The sequence below is a fragment of the Roseateles sp. AC306 genome (assembly GCF_979253795.1).
The window spans coordinates 575,445-598,721 of record NZ_CEEDEB010000002.1 but is presented as its reverse complement, the minus strand read 5'-3'; the positions used below and the strand labels follow the sequence as shown (position 1 = coordinate 598,721).

Annotated in this window: 19 protein-coding genes; 18 read left to right on the top strand and 1 reads right to left on the bottom strand. The window is 64.6% G+C overall.

Features of this window, described 5'->3' with window-relative positions:
- The first annotated feature begins 338 nt into the window (after nucleotides 1-338).
- Nucleotides 339-2,162, top strand: coding sequence for a S8 family peptidase (locus tag AC0IZJ_RS07445; RefSeq protein WP_471848198.1), 1,824 nt, complete (start codon nucleotides 339-341; stop codon nucleotides 2,160-2,162).
- Nucleotides 2,163-2,836: 674 nt separating this feature from the next.
- Here AC0IZJ_RS07445 and AC0IZJ_RS07440 read toward each other — a convergent pair.
- A complete protein-coding gene (locus AC0IZJ_RS07440; protein ID WP_471848196.1) occupies nucleotides 2,837-4,876 on the bottom strand; it encodes a M13 family metallopeptidase in 2,040 nt (679 codons plus the stop codon).
- Nucleotides 4,877-5,004: 128 nt separating this feature from the next.
- Here AC0IZJ_RS07440 and AC0IZJ_RS07435 point away from each other — a divergent pair, with 128 nt between their 5' ends.
- The 17 genes from AC0IZJ_RS07435 to AC0IZJ_RS07355 all read left to right on the top strand — a co-directional run bounded on the left by AC0IZJ_RS07435 (nucleotide 5,005) and on the right by AC0IZJ_RS07355 (nucleotide 23,262).
- Nucleotides 5,005-5,397 carry a gamma-butyrobetaine hydroxylase family protein gene (locus tag AC0IZJ_RS07435; protein WP_457423726.1) on the top strand — a complete coding sequence of 131 codons (393 nt, stop codon included), beginning with the start codon at nucleotides 5,005-5,007 and terminating at the stop codon, nucleotides 5,395-5,397.
- A gap of 8 nt (nucleotides 5,398-5,405) precedes the next feature.
- Nucleotides 5,406-6,137: a bifunctional demethylmenaquinone methyltransferase/2-methoxy-6-polyprenyl-1,4-benzoquinol methylase UbiE gene (gene ubiE, locus AC0IZJ_RS07430; protein WP_471848194.1), complete on the top strand. Its 732-nt coding sequence runs from the start codon at nucleotides 5,406-5,408 to the stop codon at nucleotides 6,135-6,137.
- Between the two features lie 363 nt (nucleotides 6,138-6,500).
- Complete coding sequence (locus tag AC0IZJ_RS07425; protein ID WP_471848192.1) at nucleotides 6,501-7,481, top strand: EpsD family peptidyl-prolyl cis-trans isomerase; 981 nt, start codon at nucleotides 6,501-6,503, stop codon at nucleotides 7,479-7,481.
- On the top strand, nucleotides 7,478-8,329 hold the full coding sequence (epsE, locus tag AC0IZJ_RS07420; protein WP_471848190.1) for a polysaccharide export protein EpsE: 852 nt from the start codon (nucleotides 7,478-7,480) through the stop codon (nucleotides 8,327-8,329). Before AC0IZJ_RS07425 ends, epsE begins: the two co-directional genes overlap by 4 nt.
- 13 nt (nucleotides 8,330-8,342) lie before the next feature.
- Nucleotides 8,343-9,761, top strand: a complete 1,419-nt coding sequence (gene epsF, locus AC0IZJ_RS07415; RefSeq protein ID WP_471848188.1) for a chain length determinant protein EpsF — start codon at nucleotides 8,343-8,345, stop codon at nucleotides 9,759-9,761.
- Between the two features lie 22 nt (nucleotides 9,762-9,783).
- Nucleotides 9,784-10,659 (top strand): polysaccharide biosynthesis tyrosine autokinase, encoded by an 876-nt coding sequence (locus AC0IZJ_RS07410; protein WP_471848186.1) that lies wholly within the window; start codon nucleotides 9,784-9,786, stop codon nucleotides 10,657-10,659.
- A gap of 46 nt (nucleotides 10,660-10,705) precedes the next feature.
- Nucleotides 10,706-11,551: an exosortase B gene (gene xrtB / locus AC0IZJ_RS07405; RefSeq protein WP_471848184.1), complete on the top strand. Its 846-nt coding sequence runs from the start codon at nucleotides 10,706-10,708 to the stop codon at nucleotides 11,549-11,551.
- Nucleotides 11,548-12,273, top strand: coding sequence for an exosortase-associated protein EpsI, B-type (epsI, locus tag AC0IZJ_RS07400; RefSeq protein WP_471848182.1), 726 nt, complete (start codon nucleotides 11,548-11,550; stop codon nucleotides 12,271-12,273). Before xrtB ends, epsI begins: the two co-directional genes overlap by 4 nt.
- 65 nt (nucleotides 12,274-12,338) lie before the next feature.
- The gene (locus AC0IZJ_RS07395; RefSeq protein WP_471848180.1) at nucleotides 12,339-13,625 is read left to right on the top strand and encodes an oligosaccharide flippase family protein; all 1,287 of its coding nucleotides are present in this window, start codon (nucleotides 12,339-12,341) and stop codon (nucleotides 13,623-13,625) included.
- Between the two features lie 32 nt (nucleotides 13,626-13,657).
- On the top strand, nucleotides 13,658-14,890 hold the full coding sequence (locus tag AC0IZJ_RS07390; protein ID WP_471848178.1) for a Coenzyme F420 hydrogenase/dehydrogenase, beta subunit C-terminal domain: 1,233 nt from the start codon (nucleotides 13,658-13,660) through the stop codon (nucleotides 14,888-14,890).
- On the top strand, nucleotides 14,887-16,101 hold the full coding sequence (locus tag AC0IZJ_RS07385) for a polysaccharide pyruvyl transferase family protein (protein WP_471848176.1): 1,215 nt from the start codon (nucleotides 14,887-14,889) through the stop codon (nucleotides 16,099-16,101). The genes AC0IZJ_RS07390 and AC0IZJ_RS07385 overlap by 4 nt, the downstream gene beginning before the upstream one ends.
- On the top strand, nucleotides 16,098-17,627 hold the full coding sequence (locus tag AC0IZJ_RS07380) for an O-antigen ligase family protein (protein WP_471848174.1): 1,530 nt from the start codon (nucleotides 16,098-16,100) through the stop codon (nucleotides 17,625-17,627). Before AC0IZJ_RS07385 ends, AC0IZJ_RS07380 begins: the two co-directional genes overlap by 4 nt.
- Nucleotides 17,602-18,669, top strand: coding sequence for an acyltransferase family protein (locus AC0IZJ_RS07375; RefSeq protein ID WP_471848172.1), 1,068 nt, complete (start codon nucleotides 17,602-17,604; stop codon nucleotides 18,667-18,669). The genes AC0IZJ_RS07380 and AC0IZJ_RS07375 overlap by 26 nt, the downstream gene beginning before the upstream one ends.
- A 29-nt stretch (nucleotides 18,670-18,698) precedes the next feature.
- Nucleotides 18,699-19,652, top strand: a complete 954-nt coding sequence (locus tag AC0IZJ_RS07370; protein WP_471848170.1) for a glycosyltransferase family 2 protein — start codon at nucleotides 18,699-18,701, stop codon at nucleotides 19,650-19,652.
- On the top strand, nucleotides 19,649-20,848 hold the full coding sequence (locus AC0IZJ_RS07365) for a glycosyltransferase (protein ID WP_471848168.1): 1,200 nt from the start codon (nucleotides 19,649-19,651) through the stop codon (nucleotides 20,846-20,848). Before AC0IZJ_RS07370 ends, AC0IZJ_RS07365 begins: the two co-directional genes overlap by 4 nt.
- The gene (locus AC0IZJ_RS07360; protein ID WP_471848166.1) at nucleotides 20,845-22,113 is read left to right on the top strand and encodes a glycosyltransferase family 4 protein; all 1,269 of its coding nucleotides are present in this window, start codon (nucleotides 20,845-20,847) and stop codon (nucleotides 22,111-22,113) included. Before AC0IZJ_RS07365 ends, AC0IZJ_RS07360 begins: the two co-directional genes overlap by 4 nt.
- Nucleotides 22,114-22,161: 48 nt before the next feature.
- Nucleotides 22,162-23,262, top strand: a complete 1,101-nt coding sequence (locus AC0IZJ_RS07355; RefSeq protein WP_471848164.1) for a DUF1972 domain-containing protein — start codon at nucleotides 22,162-22,164, stop codon at nucleotides 23,260-23,262.
- Nucleotides 23,263-23,277 lie beyond the last annotated feature (15 nt).

Genomic DNA, 23,277 nt, shown 5'->3' with positions numbered 1-23,277 from the left:
TCAGGCTAGGTGCTCCATCGAGCGGTCCCAAGGCGCAAGTGATGAGTTGCCGCCCACATGCGATGGCCCGTGAAAAACCGTGCCTGAAATGAACTCGCGACAAACCCGCGCATTGGCGGGCGCCTATGTCATTCGTCATGAACGGGCGCCATCAGGACTTGCCCGCTCGGGGCGTTCACGTCCCCGCCTGCGGTGACAAGCGAGGTTTCGCGAAATCGCAAAACTTGATGCTGCTTCGGAACGCGTCAAGCCGTGAACAGCGCGGCGCCCCCAGATGTGGAGATCCCACGGGCCGAGCCGGCTGCCGTCCGCCACGGCGTCTTTTGTGGAACCACCCGATGAGATTCGTTTCTGTAAACAGGAGATCCCTGATCGCGCTGGCCTGCGGCCTCATGGCGGCAGGAGCCGGCCAGGCCGGCGTGTCCAACGCCCAGGTTGATCTGGGTATTGCCAGCGTCGTGCAGCGCGCAGCGCCCGCCACCGACCGGCTGATCGTCGGCTACCGCGACGCGGCCGAGGCCGATGCCAGCGACCACCGCGTGCTGCGCGCCCGCAGCGTCGACGCGACGGCGCTGACCGGCCGCCTCGGGGCTGTCAACGCCGCCCTGGCCCGGCGTGGCGCCCAGGCCCGGCTGCTGCGGCAGACGGGCACCGGCGCCCATGTCTTCAAGCTCGACCGCGCCGTGTCGAACGGCGAGCTGGAGCGCCTGGCTGCTGAGCTGAAGGCCAACGACGCCAACATTGCGTATGCGGAGCCCGACCGCAAGATGTACCCGCTGTTCACGCCCAACGACACGAGCTACGGCTCGCAGTGGGACCTGTACGAGGTGACCGGCGGTATACGCGCCCCGGCCGCGTGGGACCTGGCGACGGGCACGGGCATCGTCGTGGCCGTCATCGACACCGGCATCCGCCCGCATGCCGACCTGTCCGGCCAGACGGTGGCGGGCTACGACATGATCAACGACACCGCCGTGTCTGCCGACGGCAACGGCCGCGACAGCGACCCCAGCGACCCTGGCGACTGGACCGCAGCCAACCAATGCCAGTCCGGCGACCCGGCCTATGGCTCCAGCTGGCACGGCACCCACGTGGCCGGCACCATCGCGGCCAAGACCAACAACGGCGCGGGGGTGGCGGGGATCGCCTTCAACGCCAAGGTGCAGCCCATCCGCGTGCTCGGCAAGTGCGGTGGCTACACCTCCGACATCGCCGACGGCATGATCTGGGCCTCCGGTGGCAGCGTCTCCGGCCTGCCGACGAATGCGACACCGTCCCGGGTGCTGAACCTGTCGCTGGGCGGCGGCGGCAGCTGCGACACCACGTCGCAGAACGCCATCAACAGCGCCCGCTCGCGCAACACCGTCATCGTCGTGGCGGCCGGCAACGAGAACCAGAACGCCAGCAACTCGAGCCCTGCCAACTGCTCCGGCGTCATCACCGTGGCCGCGACCGACCGCAACGGTGCCCGCTCCTACTACTCGAACTACGGCGCCGTCGTCGCGTTGGCCGCACCGGGTGGCGACGTGCGCTCGTCCAGCAGCAACGGCATCCTCAGCACGCTGAACGCCGGCACGCAGGTACCCGGCGCCGACAGCTACGCCTACTACCAGGGCACGTCCATGGCGGCGCCGCACGTGGCCGGCGTCGCCGCGCTGATGCTGAGCGTCAAGCCGACGGCCACGCCCGATCAGGTCAAGGCGGCATTGCAGAGCAGCGCGCGCACCTTCCCCGGCAGCTGCTCGCAGTGCGGCTCGGGCATCCTGGACGCAGCCGCAGCGGTAGCAGCCATCACCGGCACCGGTGGGCTGCCGACGGTCAACGAGAGCGAGTCCAACAACAGCCGCACGACGGCCAACACCGTGTCGGCACCGGCCACCGTGGCGGGAACCATCGGCTCGACCAGCGACACCGACTACTTCAAGGTGACGCTGCCGGCCGGCAAGACGCTGGCTTCGACGCTGACGATGAGCAACGGCAGCACCGACTTCGACCTCTACGTGAAGAACAGCTCGGGCACGACGCTGGCCAGGAGCGAGAAGGCGGCGGGGCAGGTCGACAGCGCCAGCTATGCGAACGGCGGCAGCGGCGCGGTGACGCTGTACGTGCAGGTGCTGCGCTACAGCGGCACGGGCGCGTATACGTTGAAGCTGCAGTGGTGAGCGGCTTGGGCTGCTCATGACAAACGGGGCCTCGGCCCCGTTTTTTGTTTATCGGTTGCCTTTGCGGTGAGCCTTTCGACTCGGTGCAGTGCCGCGGGAATCCGCCCCGCGAGGGCGGGTAACTTTTCTCTGCTGCGCCAGAGAAAGGTCACCAAAAGAGAGGCGCTGAATCCGCAACCCAGCGGCTTGACGCGCCTGGCACTGGAACGCGCCCAGAAGCGACCCGCTGCGCTCTCACTGCTGTCCTTGTGACGAGTGCCATAGCTCGCCGCTTCACGCCGCCTAACGCCGGCTGCACGCCGGTCTCACCAGGGAATACCGCGTCGCTGGGGCGACGCGCGTGGCGTTGTGCGCCAGCCATCGCGTCGCCCGAGCGACGCTGGCTTCGGTATTGCTCGTGAGCTCGGCGTGCAGCCGCGCGTTAGGCGGCCCGACGATGCGATGCATGGTGCTCGTGACAAGGACAGCAGCGAGAGCGCAGCGGCTCGCGTCGTCCCGCCCAACGAGCGGCTGTTGCACGGCGGAGTTCGTGCATGTGGTGCTCGTCTGCGGTTCAGGGCCTCTTCTTTGGTGACTGTCTTCTGGCCCCGCAGAAGAAAGTTACCCCGCCGCCGGGCGGGACTCCCGGCAATGCACCGAGTCACTACGGCTCCCCGAAAAAACTAACCACACCATCACCACACCGTCAACGGATCGCTCGCCACCATCGCACTTCCCGCCTTGCAACTGAACGCCCGCGTGAAGTAGGGCGTATTGCTCATCGGCGTCAGCACCCGATATTTGGCCGGCGAATGCGAGTCTGTGCGCAGCTGGTTGATCAGGAACTCCGTGCGCACCTTGGTGCGCCACATCAGCGCATTGCTCAGGAAGAAGCGTTGCGCCGGCGTGTAGCCGTCGATCTTCTTGTCGGCTCCGCCGCTGCGCTTCAAGGCCCGTTGCAGCCCCTCGTACGCGATGGGCAGGCCGGAGATGTCGGAGATGTTCTCGCCCAGCGTGAGTCGCCCGTTGATGCTGTACCCCGGCAGCGGCGAGATGGCGCCATAGCGCTCGGCGACCTTGTCGGCGCGCGCCTTGTAGCCGGCGGCGTCTGCGGGCGTCCACCAGTCGGTCAGCGAGCCGCCCGCGTCGTAGTTGCGGCCGCTGTCGTCGAAGTGGTGGGTGATCTCATGGCCGATGACCATGCCGATGCCGCCGTAGTTCACTGCGTCGTCTGCCTTGGCGTCGAAGAAGGGCGGCTGCAGGATGCCGGCCGGGAACGTGATCTGGTTCAGCCCACCCGCGAAGGCGTTGACGATGTGCGGGCTGGTGCGCCAGCGTCCGCGCTCCACCGGCGCGTCCAGGTCCTTCATCTGCTGGCCGCTGTGCCACAGCGCCACCTTGAGCCAGTTGCCGGCGTAGTCGTTGCCGCTCAATTGCAAACCCTCGTATTGCGGCCATTTCTCGGGCGCGCCGATCATGGGCTGCATGCGCGCCAGCTTTTCCAGGGCCTTGGCCTTGGTGGGCGGCGTCATCCACTCCAGCTTCTCGATGCGCTCCTTCATGCTGGCGCGCACGTCCTCCACCAGCAGCAGCGAGCGCCGCTGCGCCTCGGGCGAAAAGGCGCGGGCGACGAAGAGCTCGCCCAGCGCCAGTGCGACCGGCTCGCCTCCCGTGCGGCCGCCGATCTGCTGGATGACGTCCTCCGTTCGCGGCGCAGGCGCCTGCAAGCCGGTGATGGCCTTGCCGCGGTACTCGAAGGATGCGTTGGCATAGGCCTTGGGCAGGCGCGGCGCGGCGGTGTCCAGCACGCGCAGGGCCAGGTAGCTGCGCCAGACCTCCAGCGGCGTCTCGGCGGCCAGCCTGGCGACGCGGGTGGCGAACTCCGGCTGGCTGATGAGCAGGCGCTGCGGCAGCTTGGCGCCAGCCGTCAGCACGGCGAGATAGCTCTGCCAGTCCAGCCCCGGCGCCGCGGCGGTCAGCTCTACCGGCGTCATCGGGTTGTAGTTGGCGTTGGGGTCGCGCAGCCTGGCGCGCTCGCGGGAGACCTCGGCCAGCTGGGTTTCGAAGGCCAGCAGCGCGTCGAGTTCGGCATCGCCCGCCGGTCGGCCGGAGGCGCTCAGCAGCGTTTGCGTATAGCTGCGATAGGCGGCGCTGAGGCCCCGGGTGCGCTCGTCGCTGCGGAAGTAGTCATCCCGGTCCGGCAAGCCCAACCCGGCCTGGCTGAGCACCAGCACGTTGCGCCGCGTGTCCTTGCGGTCGGGCTGCACGGCCCAGGCCAGCGGCGCGGCCAGGCCACCGCGCGCCAGCAGTGCAAGCAGGGCGGGCAGGTCCTCGCGGCGCTGCAGCGCGTCGATGCGATTCAGCAGCGGCGTGACCGACGTCAGGCCACGCGCCTCGATGGCCAGCTCGTCCATGCCGCTGGCGTAGTAGGCGGCAATCAGCTTGAGGCCGGGCGTGGTCTGCAGCGCCGGCTTGTCGGCCAGCTCCTTGAGCGCGCGGTTCAGCAGCTCGTCGTTGGCCTGGCGCAGTTGCTCAAAGCTGCCGATGCGGGCGCGGCTGGGAGGCAGCTCGGCCGCTGCCTCCCAGTTGCCGTTGACGAAGGCATAGAAGTCGTCGCAGGGCTGGACGTCCTTGGACAGGCCGCTCAGGTCGAGGGCAGGTGAGAGCGTGGGGGCGGCAGCGAGGCCGAGCAGGGTCGCTGCGAGGGCCAGGCGGTGGCGAGGGAAGCTGGGCATGGGGGGTGGTGCGCAGAGCGATGGAAGGCGCTGATTAGAGCGCTGCAAACCTGCGCTGACCGGAAGACACGGGACGCAGCCAGGGGTTTCCACTCGGGCCGGCCGTGGATCTGAGGGACACTCTCGGCATGCCCGCGCCCACCGAGATCACCGTCCATCAGCAATCCCGCGCGCTGGAGATTGCCTTCGATGATGGCGCGCGTTTTCGCATCCCCTTCGAGCTGATGCGCGTCTACAGCCCCTCGGCCGAGGTGATGGGCCACGGCCCGGGCCAGGAGACGCTGCAGACCGGCAAGCGGGAGGTCGTCGTCACCGGCCTGGAGCCGGTCGGCCACTACGCCGTGCGGCCCGAGTTCTCTGACGGCCACGCCAGCGGCCTGTTCACCTGGGACTACCTCTACAAGCTCGGCAGCCAGCAGGACGCGCTGTGGCGCGACTATGAGGCCCGCCTCGCCGCCGCCGGCAAGAGCCGCGACGACGCCATGCCGGTCAAGGGCGGCGGCAGCTGCCATTCACACTGAATCCTTCCATGAGCCAAACCCATTTCGGTTTCAGCACGGTCGACGAAAACGAGAAGGCCAGCAAGGTCCGCGGTGTCTTCGACTCCGTCGCGTCCAAGTACGACCTGATGAACGACCTCATGTCGGCCGGCCTGCACCGGGCCTGGAAGGCCTACACCGTGCAGGTGGCCAACCTGAAGCCGGGCGAGCGCGTGCTGGACATCGCCGGCGGTACCGGTGACTTGGCGCGGGCCTTTGCCCGCAAGGTCGGTGAGACCGGCGTCGTCGTCCACACCGACATCAACGAAGCCATGCTGCGCCAGGGCCGCGACCGCCTGCTGGACGAGGGCCTCATCCTCCCCACCAGCCTGGCCGACGCCGAGAAGTTGCCCTTCAAGAGTGAGAGCTTCGACCTCGTCGCCGTCGCCTTCGGCCTGCGCAACATGACGCACAAGGACCTGGCCCTGGCCGAGATGTGCCGCGTGCTCAAGCCCGACGGCCGCCTGCTGGTGCTGGAGTTCTCTCGCATCGCCGAGCCGCTGCGCAAGCCCTACGACTGGTACTCCTTCAACATCCTGCCCAGGCTTGGCTCGCTGTTCGCCGGTGATGCCGAGAGCTACAAGTACCTGGCCGAGTCCATCCGCATGCATCCCGACCAGGCCACGCTCAAGGCCCTGATGAAGACGGCCGGCTTCGGCCATGTGGACGTGCACAACCTCAGTGCGGGCATCGTCGCACTGCACGCCGGCATCAAGTGCTGATGTGAGCCCCTCGCCCAACCTCGCATCGCTGAACGCGAGCGAGTCTGGTCGGTCCCCCGCGGGGACGGCGATGCTCGCAGCATCGAGCCGCGAGCACATCGCCTAGGCGGGCCGGCTTGGGAGCGGCCCGGCGCTAGGCCCGCCGAAGTCCCGCTGGCCGCGCACCGTTTCATCAGTTCTTAGTTTTGCTATCCCCCAAGAACGTGGGGGTCGGGGAACTTGTCCCTTGAAACTGCTCTAACTGCGGGTTTGGCCCACTTTTATACGGGACAAGACCCCCATAGAAGCGACATATCCGGCCGCTACACTCGTCGGCTCTTCAGGGCCTGGACCCCTTCTACGCACAACAAGGACATCGAAAAGATGGCAAAGCGACTGATCAACTCCCGCGCTTCGTTGCTGGCCGCCGTTACGGCCGCCGTGCTGCTGGCGGCCTGTGGTGGTGACAAGGGCGACAAGGCTTCCCAGACGGCCGCCAAGGTCAACAAGGAAGAGATCACCGTTCACCAGATCAACTTTGTGCTGCAGCGCCAGCCGGGCCTCAAGCCCGAGCAGGCCGAAGCCGCGAGCCGCCAGGTGCTGGAGCGTCTGGTCGACCAGGAACTCGCCGTGCAGAAAGCCCAGGAGCAGAAGCTCGACCGCGACCCGCGCGTGGTGCAGCAGATCGAGGCCGCCAAGCGCGAAATCATCGCCCGCGCCTATGTCGAGCGCGTCGGCGAGTCGGTCGCCAAGCCTAGCAACGACGAAATCTCGAAGTATTACGTCGAGAAGCCGGCCCTCTTCAAGGAGCGCCGCGTCTACAGCCTGCAGGAGCTGCAGATCGAGGCCAAGCCCGAGCAGTTCGCGGCGCTGCGCGCCAAGCTGGCTGAAGCCAAGAGCCTCAATGAATTCGCCGAATACCTGAAGACCAACGACTTTCGCTTCACCGGCAACCAGGCTGTGCGCGCCGCCGAGCAGCTGCCGCTCGCCAGCGTGGACACCATTGCCCGCATGAAGGACGGCGACTCCATGGTCAGCCCGTCGGCCAACGGCCTGACGGTGCTCTTCCTCGTCGGCTCGCGCAGCCAGCCGGTCGACGAAGCCCGCGCCCGCCCGGCTATCGAGGCCTTCCTGCTGAACCAGCGCAAGACCGAGGCCGTGCAGAAGGACATCAAGGCGCTGCGCGAGAGCTCCAAGATCGAGTACGTCGGCAAGTTCGCCGAGCCCGCGCCAGCGGCTGCGTCCGCCCCCGCTCCTGCACCCGCGCCAGTCGCCTCCGAGGCGCCCGCGCAGGTTGTGGCTCCCGCTCCGGCCGCCAGTGGCCTGGATCCTGCTTCCATCTCCAAAGGCATGGGCCTGAAATGAAGATGACGATGATGATGCGACTTCCTCAACTACTTCTCGCCGTTGCGCTCGGCCTGAACACCTTGGGTGTGCAAGCGCAGACGGGTGCTTCCGGTACGGCAGCGGCTGCCGCTGCCTCTGCTGAATACCGTCTCGGCTCGGGCGACGTCATCCGCATCGTCATCTACCAGAACCCCGACCTGACTCTGGAGACCCGTGTCTCCGAGTCGGGCGTCGTCAGCTTTCCGCTGCTCGGCAACATCCGCATAGGCGGGCTGGGTATCAGCGCCGCCGAGAAGCTCATCGCCGACGGCCTGAAGAGCGGCAACTTCGTCAAGTCGCCCCAGGTCTCGCTGACGCTGCTGCAGGTCAAGGGCAACCAGGCCAGCGTGCTGGGCCAGGTCAACCGCCCGGGCCGCTACCCCATCGAGACGGCCGACATGCGCCTCACCGACCTGCTGGCCAACGCCGGCGGCGTGGCCACCACCGGCGGCGACCAACTGATCCTCAGCGGCACCCGCAACGGCAAGCCCTTCCGCATGGAGATCGACCTGCCGGGCGTCTTCAGCGCCAACCAGAACCGCGCCAATGACGTGCTCATCCAGAACGGCGACGTCCTCTGGGTCGACCGTGCGCCCATCGTCTATATCTACGGCGAAGTGCAGCGCCCGGGCCAGATGCGGCTGGAGCGCGGCATGACGCTGATGCAGGTCCTTGCCGCGGGTGGTGGACTGAACCAGCGCGGCACCGAGCGCGGCATCCGCGTGCACCGCAAGGGTGCCGACGGCAAGGTCCAGGTCTTGCAGCAGGCCATGGACGACAACATCCGAGATGGAGACGTCGTCTTCGTCAAGGAAAGCCTGTTCTGACCCGGGGCCAAGCATGACCTTTCGCCAATTCCTCTCCATCCTGGTCGCACGCAAGCGGCTCTTCATCGCCGTGCTGCTGGGTGTCCTGATCCCGGCCTTGGTGCTGAGCTTCGTGCTGCCCAAGCGCTACACCGCAGCGGCCAGCGTCGTCGTCGACGTCAAGCCTGACCCGCTGTCCGCCATTGCCTACCAGTCGTTGATGACGCCAGGCGTCATCGCCACGCAGATTGACATCCTCTCCAGCGACCGCGTTGCCCGCCGCGTCGTGCGCAGCCTCAAGCTCGCCGAGGTGCCGCAGATCCGCCAGCAGTGGAGCGACGACCAGAACGGCCAGGGCGATATCGAGAGCTGGCTGGTCGAGCGCCTGCAGAAGGACCTCGACGTCAAGCCGGGCCGCGAGAGCAGCGTGATCAACGTGTTCTACAAGGCGCCGGATCCCCGCTTCGCCGCCGCGCTGGCCAACGCCTTCGTGCAGGCCTACATCGACACCTCCGTCGAACTGCGCGTCGACCCGGCCAAACAGTACAGCACCTTCTTTGACGTCCGCGCCAAGGAAGCCCGCGAGCTGCTTGAGAAGGCGCAGAACAAGCTTAGCGCCTTCCAGAACGAGCACGGCCTGCTCATGTCGGACGAGCGCCTGGATGTCGAGACACAGCGCCTGAACGAACTCTCCAGCCAGCTCGTCATGACGCAGTCGCTGTCGGCCGAAGCCACCAGCCGGCAGGCCCAGGCCACCGCCGGCTCGGGCGACAAGATGCAGGAGATCAGCAGCCATCCGGTGGTTGCCGCCTTGCGCGCCGACCTGTCGCGCTCCGAGGCGCGGCTGCAGGAAATCAGCTCGCGCCTGGGCGACAAGAACCCCCAGGTCCTCGAACTTCAGGCCAACATCAACGAGCTGCGCAATCGCCTCGACGCCGAGGTCAAGCGCTTGACGGCCGGTGTCAGCGTCAGCGGCACCATCAGCCGTCAGCGCGAAGCGCAGACGCGGGCCGAACTGGAAGCGCAGCGCGCCAAGGTGATGCGTCTCAAGCAGGTGCGCGACGAAGGTGCCGTCATCACGCGCGACATTGAGAACGCTCAGCGCAACTACGACAACATCATGCAGCGCCAGTCGGTCACCAGCATCGAAAGCCAGGCCACGTCCAGCAACGCCAGCCTGCTCACCTCCGCCTCCGCGCCCATCGAAGCCTCCTTCCCCAAGATCCCGCTCAACATCGCGTTGGGCCTCTTCGTGGGCGGCCTGCTCGCCATCGGTGTCGTCATGGCGGCCGAGCTGCGTGACCGCCGCGTCCGCGAGATCGAAGATGTGCGCGAGCTCCTCGGCCTGGCCGTGATTGGCGTTCTTCCCGGCCCCAAGACCAAGGGCTCCACGAGCGGCGTGCAGCGCCAACGCCTGCTGGGCAACAGCAGCTCGTCCCCCAAAGCCGCCTGACGAATCGATCATGCAACATCACATGAGCAGCCAATCCGCCGAAGACATCCGTCCCACGGCCCTGCATGACCGTTCCATCGGCGACATCATTGCCGAGGCCAACAAGCTCACCACCGAGCAGGTTGAACGCATCCTGGCACACCAGAAGAGCCACGGGCTGCGCTTCGGCGAAGCCGCCGTCTCCCTCGGCCTGGCCAAGGGCGAGGACGTGCTCTGGGCCCTGAGCCAGCAGTTCCACTACCCCTATGCAGCCGGTGGTGGCCCCGCTTCGAGCGACGAGCTGGTGCTGTCCAACAAGCCCTTCAGCGACCAGGCCGAGGCCTTCCGCGTGTTGCGCAGCCAGATCAACATGAAGCTGTACTCGGCAGATGCTCCCCGCCGGGCACTGGCCGTCATCAGCGCCAACGACGGCGACGGCAAGACGTTTTTCGCCGCCAACCTCGCCATCGCCTTCAGTCAGCTGGGTGGCCGCACGCTGCTCGTCGACGCCGACATGCGCAGCCCGCGTCAGCACGAGATCTTCGGCCTGGACAACGGCTCCGGTCTGTCGGGCATCCTGTCTGGCCGCTCCGAGACCAATGTCATCCGCCCGGTGCGCGACCTGCCCAGCCTGTTCGTCATGCCCGTGGGTACCCTGCCGCCCAACCCGACCGAACTGGTCGAGCGCCCGGCGTTCGCGCTGCTGATGCGCGAGCTGGTGGCCAAGTTCGACCACGTCATCGTTGACACACCCGCTGCCGTGCACGGCGCCGACTACGCCGTCATCTCTGCCCGCTGCGGCGCCGCGCTGGCACTGGCCCGCAAGGGCAACACGCGTGTGTCTGCATTGCAGGACCTGGTTGGTGCGCTGGGCAACACGCCCACCGAGCTGGCCGGCGTTGTGCTGAACGAGCACTGAAGTGCCCGCCCTGGAGGTTCCGATGGTTGCGGCGCGCGACAGCCGAATGGCGCTGACCCCGTGGCTTGTGGCGGGCCTGGGTGTGCTTGCCCTGTATGTGCCGACGCTGGTCAGCCTGTTCAGCACCATCTGGGCTTCCGATGCCCAGGGGCATGGCCCGATCGTGCTGGGCATCAGCATCTGGCTGATCTACAAGCGCTGGCCGCAGCTCATGGACACCAGCCTGTCCAACCCCAGCCCTGTGCTGGCCTGGGCGCTGCTCATCGTGGCGGGTGCGCTCTACGCGCTCGGTCGCTCGCAGGGCATCTGGATCTTCGAAGTGGGTTCGGCCGTGATGGTCGTGAGCGGCATCGTGCTGCTGCTGCGGGGCCCGGCGCAGTTGCGCGTCATCGCCTTCGCCCTTTTCTTCATGTTCTTCATGATCCCGTTGCCGGGTGCCATCGTCGATGCGCTGACGCAGCCCATGAAGATGGCCGTCTCCTACGTGGCCGAGAACCTCCTGCACGCGCTGGGCTACCCCATCAGCCGCAGCGGCGTCATCCTGCAGATCGGCCCCTATCAGCTGCTCGTCGCCGACGCCTGCGCCGGCCTGCACACCCTTTTCACGCTCGAAGCCCTGGGCCTGCTGTACATGAATCTGGTGCGGCACAGCTCTCTATTCCGCAACATCACCCTGGCCATCCTCATCGTCCCGATCAGCTTCGCCGCCAACGTCATCCGCGTCTGCGCGCTGACCCTCATCACCTACTACTTCGGCGACGAGGCCGGCCAGGGCTTCCTGCATGGCTTTGCCGGCATGGTGCTGTTCCTGAGCGCGCTGATGCTCATCATCGCCACCGACGGCGTGCTGCGCATCGGCACCCGTCGAGTCAAGCCTTCGGAGGCCGCATGAGCGAGGTGACGTTGAACCCACTGAATCCGGTCGACCGTCAGACACGCCGTGCTGCACTGGCGACGCTGCTGATGGGCGGTGCCGCCCTCGCAGCTTGGCGGCTTACGCCGACGCAGCGCATGGCGACGCTTCACGGCGAACTGAGCCTTGAGGCGCAGATCCCCAAACAGTTCGGCGACTGGCAGCTGGACACAAGCGTTGTTGGTGGCGTGGTGAACCCGCAGCAGGAAGAGTTGCTCAAGCAGCTCTACAGCCAGATCTTGTCCCGGACTTACGTCAACAGCCGCAGTCAGCGCGTCATGCTGTCGATCGCCTATGGCAATGACCAGCGCGACGGCCTGCAACTGCATTACCCCGAGATCTGCTATCCGGCTCAGGGCTTCCGCCTTGCCAGCAACCGCAAGGTTGACCTTCAACTGGCCGGCCTGACGATCCCGGCGCGGCGCCTGGAAACCGTCTTTGGCAATCAACGCTACGAGCCCGTCACCTACTGGACGGTCATCGGCGAGACCGCCGTGCGCGGCGGCACCGACAAGAAGATCGCCGAGATGCGCTACGGGTTTCGCGATCTCATTCCCGATGGGCTGCTGTTCCGCGTTTCCTCCATCGACCGGGACACGACCGCCGCTCTCGCGCTTCAGGACCAGTTCGCCGCCACCCTGCTGGCGGCAGTGACGGATGCCGTTCGTGCCCGCATCGCTGGTGTCGACCGTATCGACTGACCCGCGCCCCGTTTCACCATCCGCTTCCTACGCAACCCCGGCCCAGGCCGCTGCCGTGTCCTCGCATGTCTATCGTCCGCAACCTCGCCCTGATGGGGACCAGCACGGCCATGCGCCTGGGCTTCGGCATGCTGACCTTCGTCGTCATGGCGCGCGTGCTCGGCCCGGCGCAATTCGGCGTGCTCATGCTCTGGTTGTCCGTGGCGACGCTGCTCGCACTGCTGGCCAACTACGGCCTGACGCCCTATCTGCTGCGTGAAATCGGCGCCGCGCCAGAGAGCGCGCCGCAGGTCATGGCCGAGGTGCTGTCGGCCAAGCTGCTGCTGACCGCTGGCATCCTCATCCTGGCCATCGCCGCGTTGCCCTTGCTCGATGCCGGCAGCCGCGCCGTCTTCCTGCTGTTGCTGGGCGCTCAACTGGCCGACGCGCTAACTGAATTCCTCAACGTCGGCTTCCGCGCCACCAACCGCTTTGGCCACGAAACGCGCATCGCCTCGCTCGCCGTGCTGCTGCAGTTCAGCATCGTTGCGCTGCTTCTGTGGTGGCAGCCCACGCCGCTGATGGCGGCCACGGCTTTCCTTGTTTCGCGCCTGGCCGTGCTGCTGGTCACCTGGCTGGCGCAGCGCCGCTATTTCGCCTCGCTGCGGCCAGCCGCTCCCGCGCAGGCCTGGGCACGGCTGCTGGCCACCCGTTCCTACGCTGTCGACTTCGGGCTGCAGAGCCTGCTAGGCCAAGTCGACAGCATCGTCCTGAATCACTTCGTCGGCACCGCCGCCGTAGGTCTCTACCAGGCTGGCATGCGCCTGTTCAACGGTGGCGCGCAAGCGGCCGGCGTGCTCGCCAACGTCTTCCTGCCCCGGGCCGCAGCCGCCGCCGAAGCGAAGGACGGCGGCCACGGCCTGCGCCGCGAATCGTCTCGCGTGCAGTGGGCGTTCGTCGGCTTCGGCCTGGTCTTCGGCCTTGCACTCTGCGGCTTGGCCGAGCCCCTGGTTCGCCTGCTTTTCGGCGCGCAATACCTTGGGTTGATCGACGTGCTGCCCTGGTTCGGCCTGCTCTTCTTCGTGCGATTTTTTGCCTCGTCCTGGGGCGTGCTGCTGACGTCGGCGGGTGCCCAGCGCTTTCGGGCAGCCATGAACGCCGTGCACTGGACCGTCATCGGCGCGCTCAGCGTGGTGCTCGTGCCTCGGTTCGGCCTCATCGGCTGGCTGATCTCGCTCACGGTGGGCAACGCCTTGCTTGCGACCGCCTACGTATGGCGCGGCCGCCAGCTCTCGGGCGCCGGCTGGCGCCAACCGGCCCTGGCCATGCTTGCCCTGGCCGGTTTCTTGCCTTTTCTCCATGTGCCGCGCTGACTGCGGCTGGACCCACGTTTTGATGCCCCTCCATGTCCGCTGAAGGCTCGCTGATCCCCAACATCGTGCAAAACGGCCTGTGCTCCGGCTGTGGTCTGTGCGAGGCCGTCGCCGACCCCGGCGTCATCCAGATGCGCATCAGCAGCGAAGGCTATCTGCGGCCTAAGCAGCATGCCCCGCTCAGCGCCAGCCAGGCCCGCGTAGTGGCCGATGCCTGCCCCGGCGCACACGTCGAGCATGCTCCTGCCCGCGACGGCACCCCGGCACCTGCCTACCACCCGCTGTGGGGCCCCCTCGTCGGCGTGCGCGCCGGCCATTCGCTCGATGCAGAAATCCGCCGCCAGGGCTCCTCCGGCGGCGGCATCTCTGCCGTGGCCGCCTGGCTGCTCGAAAGCGGGCAGGTCGACTTCATCGCCCAGATCGCCGTCAGCCGTGACGACCCGCTGCGCAACGACCTCCAGGTCAGCACCACGCGGGCCGACATCCTGGCGGCCGCCGGGTCCCGCTATGCACCATCGGCCCCGCTCGCCGGCCTGCGCCAGCTGCTTGAGCGCGGCCAGCGCTTCGCCTTCGTCGGCAAGCCCTGCGACGTCGCCGCCCTGCGGCGCTACGGCCTGCACGACCCGCGCGTGGGCGAGCTCGTCGTGGCCATGATCTCCTTCATGTGTGCCGGCATCCCCAGCCTGCACGGCACGCACGAGCTGCTCACCAAGCTCGGCGCTGACCGCAAGCAGCTGAAGAGCTTCCGCTACCGTGGCGACGGCTGGCCCGGCATGGCCCGCGCCGTGCAGCACGACGGCCAAGTCTTCGAGACCGACTACAACAGCTCCTGGGGCACGGTGTTGAACCGGCACCTGCAGTTCCGCTGCAAGATCTGCCCCGACGGCACCGGCGAGTTCGCCGACATCGTCTGCGCCGATGCCTGGTACGGCAAGGACGGCTACCCCGACTTCGCCGAGCGCGACGGCCGCAGCCTCATCCTCAGCCGCACTGCCGTTGGCGAAAGCCTCGTGACCCGCGCCATGGCCGCCGGTGCGCTGGCTGCCGACACGCTGCCCGCCGACGACATCGCCCGCATGCAGCCCTATCAGGTCAACCGCAAGCAGATGGTGCTCGGGCGCGTCATCGCGACCTGGCTGGCCCGGCGGCAGGCACCGCGCTACCGGCGCCTGGCCCTGCTGCGCAACGCGCTGAACGCCCGCAAGATCGAATGGTTAAGAAATGCGTGGGGAACTTTCCGCCGCGCCAAAGGTGAGTCCCTGTGAACGTGAACGAGAACAAATCCGCATCGCTCCCCGCCGCCCCCAAGCGGCTCGTGACTGTCGGCCTCATGTGGCATTCGCTCGGGTCCGGCAACCTCGGTGTCGGCGCGCTGACCGAATCCAACATCGCCATCGTGCGCAGCGTGGCCGAGGAGCTTGGCCTGCGCGTGCGCTTCGTCGTGCTGGGCACGAGCGACGCCACCGTGCCCGAACTTGCAGCTGAACTGGCGGCGGCGGGGCATGAGCTGCAGGTGCGCCGCATCCGCGTCTTCCGCAACGAGTTCCGTGACGCCGTGCGCGCTTGCGACCTCGTGCTCGACATCGGCGAGGGTGACAGCTTTGCCGACATCTACGGCCTCAAGCGCTTCCTGTTCTATTGGTACAGCAAGAACATCGTCTGCTCGGTAGGCAAGCCCCTGATCCTCTCGCCGCAGACCATCGGCCCCTTCGACGGCGGCATCGCCCGCCTGCTGGCGCGCCAGGTGATGAAGCGCTGCGCCCGCGTCTTTGCCCGCGACAACCTGTCCAGTGCCTACCTCAGGGAACTCGGCACGACCGGCAACGTGGACGAAGCGATCGACGTTGCCTTCCGGCTGCCTTTCACGCGCCCGCCGCGGGTGGACGATGGTAAGGCTCGCGTCGGCATCAACGTGTCAGGCCTGCTTCTCAACGGCGGCTACACCGGCAACAACCAGTTCGGCCTAAGCATCGACTACGCCGCGACGATGCGCGAGCTGTTGCGCCAGCTCACGGCCCAGCCCGATGTGGAGGTGCATCTCGTCAGCCATGTGATCGAGCCGCACATGCCTGTTGAAGACGACGTGGCAGCCGCTCGGCGCCTGGCAGCCGAGTTTCCTGGCGTCGTGGTGGCCCCGGCCTTCTCGCGCCCCTCGGAGGCCAAGTCCTATATCTCGGGCATGGACTACTTCACTGGCGCACGCATGCACGCCTGCATTGCCGCCTTCTCCAGCGGTGTGCCCGTTATCCCTATGGCTTACAGCCGCAAGTTCAACGGCCTGTTCGGAACGCTGGGCTATTCGCATGTAGCTGACTGCAAAAAGGATTCTGATTCAGCCATTTTGCAGAAACTGGTGAGCGGCTTCCATGGCCGCGCGAGTTTGAAATCTGATGTGGCGGCAGCGCTTCAGCAGGTCGAGTCGCGGATTGCGCGGTACGAAAACGTACTCAGGGAAAGTCTAAGGACGCTTCTATGAATATGAAACTGGCCCTTCCGGGAAAACGCCCATTCCTTCAAGGGCTGTTTAAGACTGCAAAGTATGGCGCGCTTCTGCTATTCACAGTGATTTGTGGGGCGGCGATAGTGGTGTTGCCGCCCGGTTTGACCGTGCGTCTCTTTGCCGTCATGGCGGTAGCGGCGTTCTTGTTATTTGCTTGGGCATATCCGTCTCTGCCTAATCGAACGGCGCCATACTCTATTTTGCGTGCTGCGGCTGCAATGTTATTGATACTGGCAACTATCTGGCCGCAGTATGTTTTTCTGTCGGTTTCGTCGTTGCCTAGAGTTAATCCTTTCACTCTTGCGAGTTTCTTGTTTCTTGCATTTTTGTTGGTCGTATTCTTGCATTACCGCCAATTCGCGTTACAAATGCGCACGGCATTGGCCGGTGTCAGGGGAATGTTGCTCATCTATGCAATGTGGATGATTTGGCGCGTATTTTCGTCGATGACCGCTGACTTTGCGTTGTCTAGAGTTCTCGAAATAGTTCGCGAGTTCATTTTTATTCATTCAGGATTTTGGATTGCTCTTGTATTGGCTACCCGGCAGGGATGGAGGTCGCGGATTGTCGGGCTGATAGTGCTGGCAACATTTATTGTTGCGGCTGCCGGTGTGATTGAGGCCATCGAACAACGCAATCGATTTGCCGCATTTGCAGTTGCGGATGAAGAAGGCCAGGTTGGCTCTGTACTGGCAAATATTGCTTCGGATAAACTGAGAATGGGGGCTTATCGTGCGCAATCTGTTTTTGGTCATCCAATATTGTTCGGCCAATATCTTGGTGCGGTGTGCCCTATTTTGGTTGTTGCGCTGATAGTCAAGCGAGGAATCCTCTGGAGACTGGCTATTGCAACGGTTGGTGCGCTATGCCTCGTTGGTATATGGAAGTCTGGCTCCCGCTCAGGAATGTTGGCGATAATTATTTCAATGGCGACTTTTTTGGTGCTTTTCTGGTGGCGCACCATAAAATATTCGGCAGTGTTTCGCGGGCTAGCGATTGCACTTGTGCCTGTACTAATTTTTGGCGCAGCGGCGGGTGGCTTAGTCGTACAAGAAATGGTTCTTGGTAAGAGTCAAAATGAAGCATCAAGCACAAGCACTCGAATCATTCAGCTGAATGCTGCACTCTCAGCGGCCTCTGAGAACCCCTTGATTGGCTATGGACAGGGCTCCGCAACAGCCATTGCCGGTGTAGTCGGGGCGGGAAATGCGCTGACGATGGACATCTTCTATGTGTCCCTGCTTTTGGATTCGGGCTTTATAGGTATGGCCCTGTTCTTGGCGTTGGCTATATGGGTGGTTGGCGGGCTGATATCGCGTGGCATTGGTCGCACGGATGAATCAGGGATTTTTGCTTGCGCGCTTGCAGCCGTCAGTGTGTCAGTGCTGGTGACCTTGTCAGGCGTTGCGATTCCTCAAAACCTCTATCTGGTTTTCTTGTCTTTCGGGGTTCTGGCGGCGTTGAACAATGAAAAAGATGAGCCAAGCGCCGGCCAAACTTGAATGGATCGAAACACTTCGCTATCCGCTGATGGTTGGCGTTGTGATGGTCCATGCCTACGACCCTGTTCGATCTGCTGATCAGATGCTCTCACTGCAGGGGCGGAGTGAGTCTGCGGATGCGGTGATGTATTACATATCCCAAGTTTGGGCGCGCTTGGGGGTGCCGGCCTTTTTTCTTTTTGCGGGTTTCTTCTTTTTGAAGGCGACGCATGACGCCGGATTTGGCGAGTGGTACTCTCAGCTGAAGAAGCGGTTTAGAACCCTTTTCGTGCCATTCGTATTGTGGAGCTGCTTGATTTTCTCGGCTTACTATGCGGGCCAGTTATTCGGTGTTGTTCCTGTGGGGCGGCTTGGGGATTTGTCTCGGCTTGATATCCCTGGCGTGTGTGCTGTCTTCTTTGGGGTTGGGCGAAGCCCTGTTGTTTATCAGTTTTGGTTCCTCAGGGATTTGATGATTTGTTTGGTACTGTCTTTGCCGCTGATCTTTCTGCGGCGTGATATCTTTTGTTTGTTTGTCGTTATTGTAGGTGTGGCTTGGTTCGCTGGCGTTGGGGGACATTGGACGCCTTCGAGCGCGTCAATTTTCTTTTTTTGCCTGGGAGGGCTTTGGGCCATTTTCAGAGAGCACCTTAGTTGGCGTGTTCCGTCATGGTTGGTATTGTCAGTCTTGATGTGTTTGTCATTGATTGACGTGATATGTCGGGCAAGTCCATATTCGGAATACATTCACCGTGTCTTTTTGTTGGTCGGCATTGCTTCTTTGTATCCGGCAGGTAGTTGGTTGACGCAAACGCAATGGCTGGCCTCCGGCCTCAAGAGACTTGGTGCGACTGCATTTTTCCTGTACGCGGCGCATGAGCCGATGCTGACAATGTTTAAGAAGTTTGCATTTGCACAGCGTCAATGGCAGGGGGGCTTTGAGATCGTTTTTATCTACTTGATGCCGGCTGTGATAACGGTTTTTATTTGCGGTATCGCTTATAAGTTTTTTTCGGTGACGGCTCCCCGTATTCTCTCGATATCAACAGGGGGCAGGAATTGAAGCCTCCCGATAGTGCGAGTCAAGTTGTTGTGCTGCTGAACTGGAACGGATGGCGCGACACCATCGAATGCCTGGACAGCCTGTTCGCCGAGGGCGCCACGCCGTGCCGTGTGCTGGTTTGCGACAACGCCTCTCGCGATGACTCCGTTGCCCGGATTCGCGCCTGGGCCGAGGCCCGCTTTGGTCACGCCTATGCACACTTGGCGCGTGCCGACGTGGACGCGGGTGCCCCGTTGGATGACGGCCTGCGTTTTGCGCTGATCGAGAACGGCGGCAACCTCGGGTTCGCCGCCGGCAATAACGTGGGCATTCGTCTCGCGTTGCGCGACCCGCGCTGTGCCTATGTCTGGGTGCTCAATAACGACACCGTCGTGCAGCCTGACGCGCTCGGTCTTGCCGTTCAGCGCATGGAAGCCGATGCCGGCCTTGGCCTGTGCGGGTCGACCCTGGTCTATTTCGACGAGCCGGACAAGGTGCAGGCGCTGGGTGGCGCCACCTACTCCCGCTGGAGCGGACGGTCTCGCCACGTAGGCGCCTTCTTGCCCCGCAGCGAGGTACCGGGCGATGGCACCCCGTTCGAGGCGCAGTTCTCCTATGTGGTGGGCGCGGCAATGCTCGTCAGCCGAGCATTCCTGGAGCAGGTCGGGCTGATGCAGGAGGACTATTTCCTCTACTACGAAGAGATTGACTGGGCCACACGTGGCGCTGGCCGCTTCCGTCTTGGCTATGCGCCGGGCAGTGTCGTGCTGCACAAAGAGGGCGCCTCTATCGGCACGTCGGCCAGCGGTGGGTCGCCGCTGTCGGTCTATTTCCTCTTTCGCGCCAGGCTGCGGTTCTGCTGGCGCTTCCATCGGCCGTTTGTGTTCAGCGTGATCTGTGCCAGCCTGCTTGACGTTGCGAAGCTCGCTCGTCGTCGGCGTTGGCCTCAGGTCGTGGCGGCACTGCGTGGGCTGATGCAACGGCCGCGCCCCCTCCTGCGATGAAGATTCTTTGCATCACTAATGACTTGCCCGTACCTGCGAACAACGGGGGGCGGGTGGATGTTTGGCGACGGCTGCAGGCCTTGCACCAAGCTGGCCACGACGTCGCCCTGCTGTGCTGGAACGACATCGGTCGTACGCCGGAGCTGACCGACGCAGAGCAAGCAGAGCTGCGAGCCGTTTGCGTCGAGGTGCGAGTGCAGGGGATCACGCGATCCCGGCCGGAAATACTACGGCGCTTCGCCCAACTGTGGCGCTGGCCGAGCCATGTGGCCGCGCGCTGGGTCACGTCTCGCGGCGCCGGCTTGCTGGCCTGGGCGCGTGGCTTCGCGCCCGAACTGGTACTGCTGGACGGGTTGTATGGCGGTGCCGTGGCGCTGGATCTGGCCTCTCGGTTGAACGTGCCGATGGTCTATCGCTCGCACAACCTCGAGCACTTGTACATGACACGTCAACGCGAGCGCGAGCAACGCATGACGCGGCGCGTCGGGCTGTTGGCGAACTGCATTGGCCTGGAACGCTTCGAGCGGGCCGTCGTGACTCGCGCTGCGCTGGTGATGGATATCTCAATGGACGACGCCGAGTTCTGGCGCCGTGAAGGGCACCGACATGTGCGCTGGGTGCCCACATTGGTGGATGAAAAGTTCGTGCGTCGTCTGGCTGATGCGCCGGTGAGCAAGCCATGGGATGTCCTGTACTTCGGCAACCTGAACACGCCCAACAACGTCGAAGCGCTGGGCTGGCTGGTCGAGCGTGTACTTCCAAGGCTTGGGCAACCGCATCTCCGGCTTGCAGTGGCGGGGTCGCGCCCGACGGAGGCAGTCCGGGCACTGCTGGCTACAGAGCCTCGTATCACTTTGATCGAGAACCCCCCGGACATGGCTGCCGTGATCGGGCAGGCACGCATTCTCGTCAATCCAATGCTGGCTGGCAGTGGCGTGAACTTGAAAAGCGTGGAGATGCTTTTCACCGAGGCGGCTTTGATCAGCACGTCCGTGGGAGTCAAGGGCTTGCCCGAGGCGGCGCGCGCATGCTTTGAGGTGGCCGACGAACCCGAGGCGTTCGCCGGCGCCATCAGCCAGGCGCTGGAACTGCCCCGCCGGTTGGATGGCAGACAGGCCGCCCGCCAAGCCTTTTCGGCGGCCACCCTGCTTGACGCCATCGGCAGCGTCCGCGTTCGTGTGGAGCAAGCCGCGTGACCCCTGGCGCCCCTATTTCAAACGTCGATACAGATATGCGTGTTCATGCTCGAGCCGCGGCGGGGAGTGGGCCGGGTGGCGGGGCGAATCGCCGTCATGTCCTTTTCATTCACCAGTCTGCGGAGCTTTATGGTTCCGACAAGGTTCTGCTGTATCTGGTTTCCGAACTGCTGAACCGTGATTTGGTCTGGCCGGTCGTTGTCTTGCCTGAGAAAGGCGATCTTCTGGATGCACTGCTCGCAGCGGGCGTTGAGACTCATGTCGCTGAGATTGCGAAGGTGAAGCGGTCCGTGTTCACGCCACTCGGGCTCATTGGCTTGATACGCAAGATCTCTTCTGCCATCAATGCCTATGACAGGATCGCCGCGGGCCGTGAAATCTCTCTGGTGCATTCCAATACGCTGGCCGTGCTTGCCGGCGCCGCATGGGCATGGCGGCGCGGCGTCAAGCATCTGTGGCACGTTCACGAAATCATTCTCACGCCGAGGCTCGTGAGCAAGGCTTTCCCATTGTTGGTGAAGCTGGCGTCCGACAAGGTCATGTCGAACTCCACGCTGACCGAGCAGTGGCTGTTGTCGCACCAGCCCGCGCTCAAGGAGAGGTCGGTTGTCGTTTTCAACGGGCTGCCGGACCAGCGCCCGGCCGACGCGTCAGCAGTGGCGGAGTTCCGCGCGATGACGGGGGCCAAGCCGCAGGATCTGTTGGTGGTATTGGCAGGCCGGCTGAATCATTGGAAGGGGCAAAGCCTCTTGATCGAAGCAGCGGCCCGGTTGAAGGTCCAGGGAAATCTGGGCGGCCTGCACCTGGCCATCGTTGGCGATGTCGCACCGGGGCAGGAGGCCATTCGTGCTGCGCTGGTAGAACAGGTCGCGCACGCAGATCTTGCCGGTGATGTCAGCTTCATCTCCTTCGTCAGGGATATACGCCCCGTCTGGCAGGCTGCGGCCATTGCCGTTGTTCCTTCCACGGAGCCGGAGCCTTTCGGCATGGTTGCCATCGAGGCCATGGCAGCTGGCGTGCCGGTTGTTGCAGCCGGCCATGGCGGGCTGCTGGATATCGTCGAGCATGAGCGATCAGGTCTGCTCTTTACCCCTCGGGATAGCGCAGCGCTTGCCGACGCACTGCTTCGCCTCGCGGCCGATCCGCAATTGCGCGAGCAACTCGGCGCTCAAGGGCGACGGAGACAACGAGAAATTTTCTCGTTGAGTAGCCAGATCGATTTCACCGAGCGGGTGTATCGCGATTTGCTGGCTGTGCATGCCTGAATGCGGATGGCAAAAAGAAACCGGGAGAGACCTTTGGGAAGCCGAGTATTGAGAATTCTGGGCACGCGTGGCGTGCCAGCCGCCCACGGCGGCTTTGAAACCTTCGCCGAGCAGCTGGCGCTGTATCTGGTGGGGCAGGGCTGGCGCGTCATCGTCTACTGCCAGGAGTCGGGTGTCGGCCCGGTCTTCGAGGATCGGTGGGAGGGCGTCGAGCGCGTGCACATCCCTGTGCAGGGCGATGGCCCCAAAAGCACCATCGTGTTCGACTGGCAGGCCACGATGCATGCCAGCCGCCACCGCGACCTCTGCCTGACCCTGGGCTACAACACCGCCATCTTCTGCGCGGTGCTGCGGCTCAAGGGCGTGCCCAACGTCATCAACATGGACGGCATCGAGTGGTCCCGCGCCAAGTGGGGGCCGGTGGCCAAGACCTGGTTCTGGCTCAACGACTGGGCCGGCTGTTGGCTGGGCAACCACCTCGTGGCCGACCACCCGGAGATCAAAGTCCACCTCAGCTCGCGCGTGCGGTCCGACAAGATCACCACCATCGCCTACGGTGCCGATCGCGTCTCCGCCATGCCCGATGACCCCGTGCGTGCACTGGGGCTGGAGCCCGGGCGCTACCTCACGCTGGTGGCCCGCGCCGAACCCGAGAACTCCATCCTGGAAGTGGTGAGCGGCTTCTCGCAGCGGCCGCGCGACATGCAGCTGGCCGTGCTGGGCAACTACAACGAGGCCAATGCCTATCACCGTGCTGTCAAGGCGGCGGCCGGGCCGGAGGTGCGCTTCCTGGGTGCCATCTACGACAAGCCCGTGGTGCAGGCGCTGCGCTTCCACAGTGCGGCCTATGTGCATGGCCATCAGGTGGGCGGCACCAACCCCTCGCTGGTCGAGGCGCTGGGCGCCGGCAACGCCGTGATTGCCCATGACAACCGTTTCAACCGCTGGGTGGCGGGAGAGGGAGCGCGCTACTTCGGCAGTGCTGAAGAGTTCGCGGCGGTACTGAACTCTGTATTGGAGGATCCAGCAGCATTGGCAGCGATGCGAGTCGCGAGTGTGCAGCGGTTTGATGACGGCCTGACTTGGAATGCCATCTTGAGTCAATACGAGCAGTTGCTGGTCAACGTCCAAAACGCCAATCGCGCCTGAGCTAGGGCCGTTCTG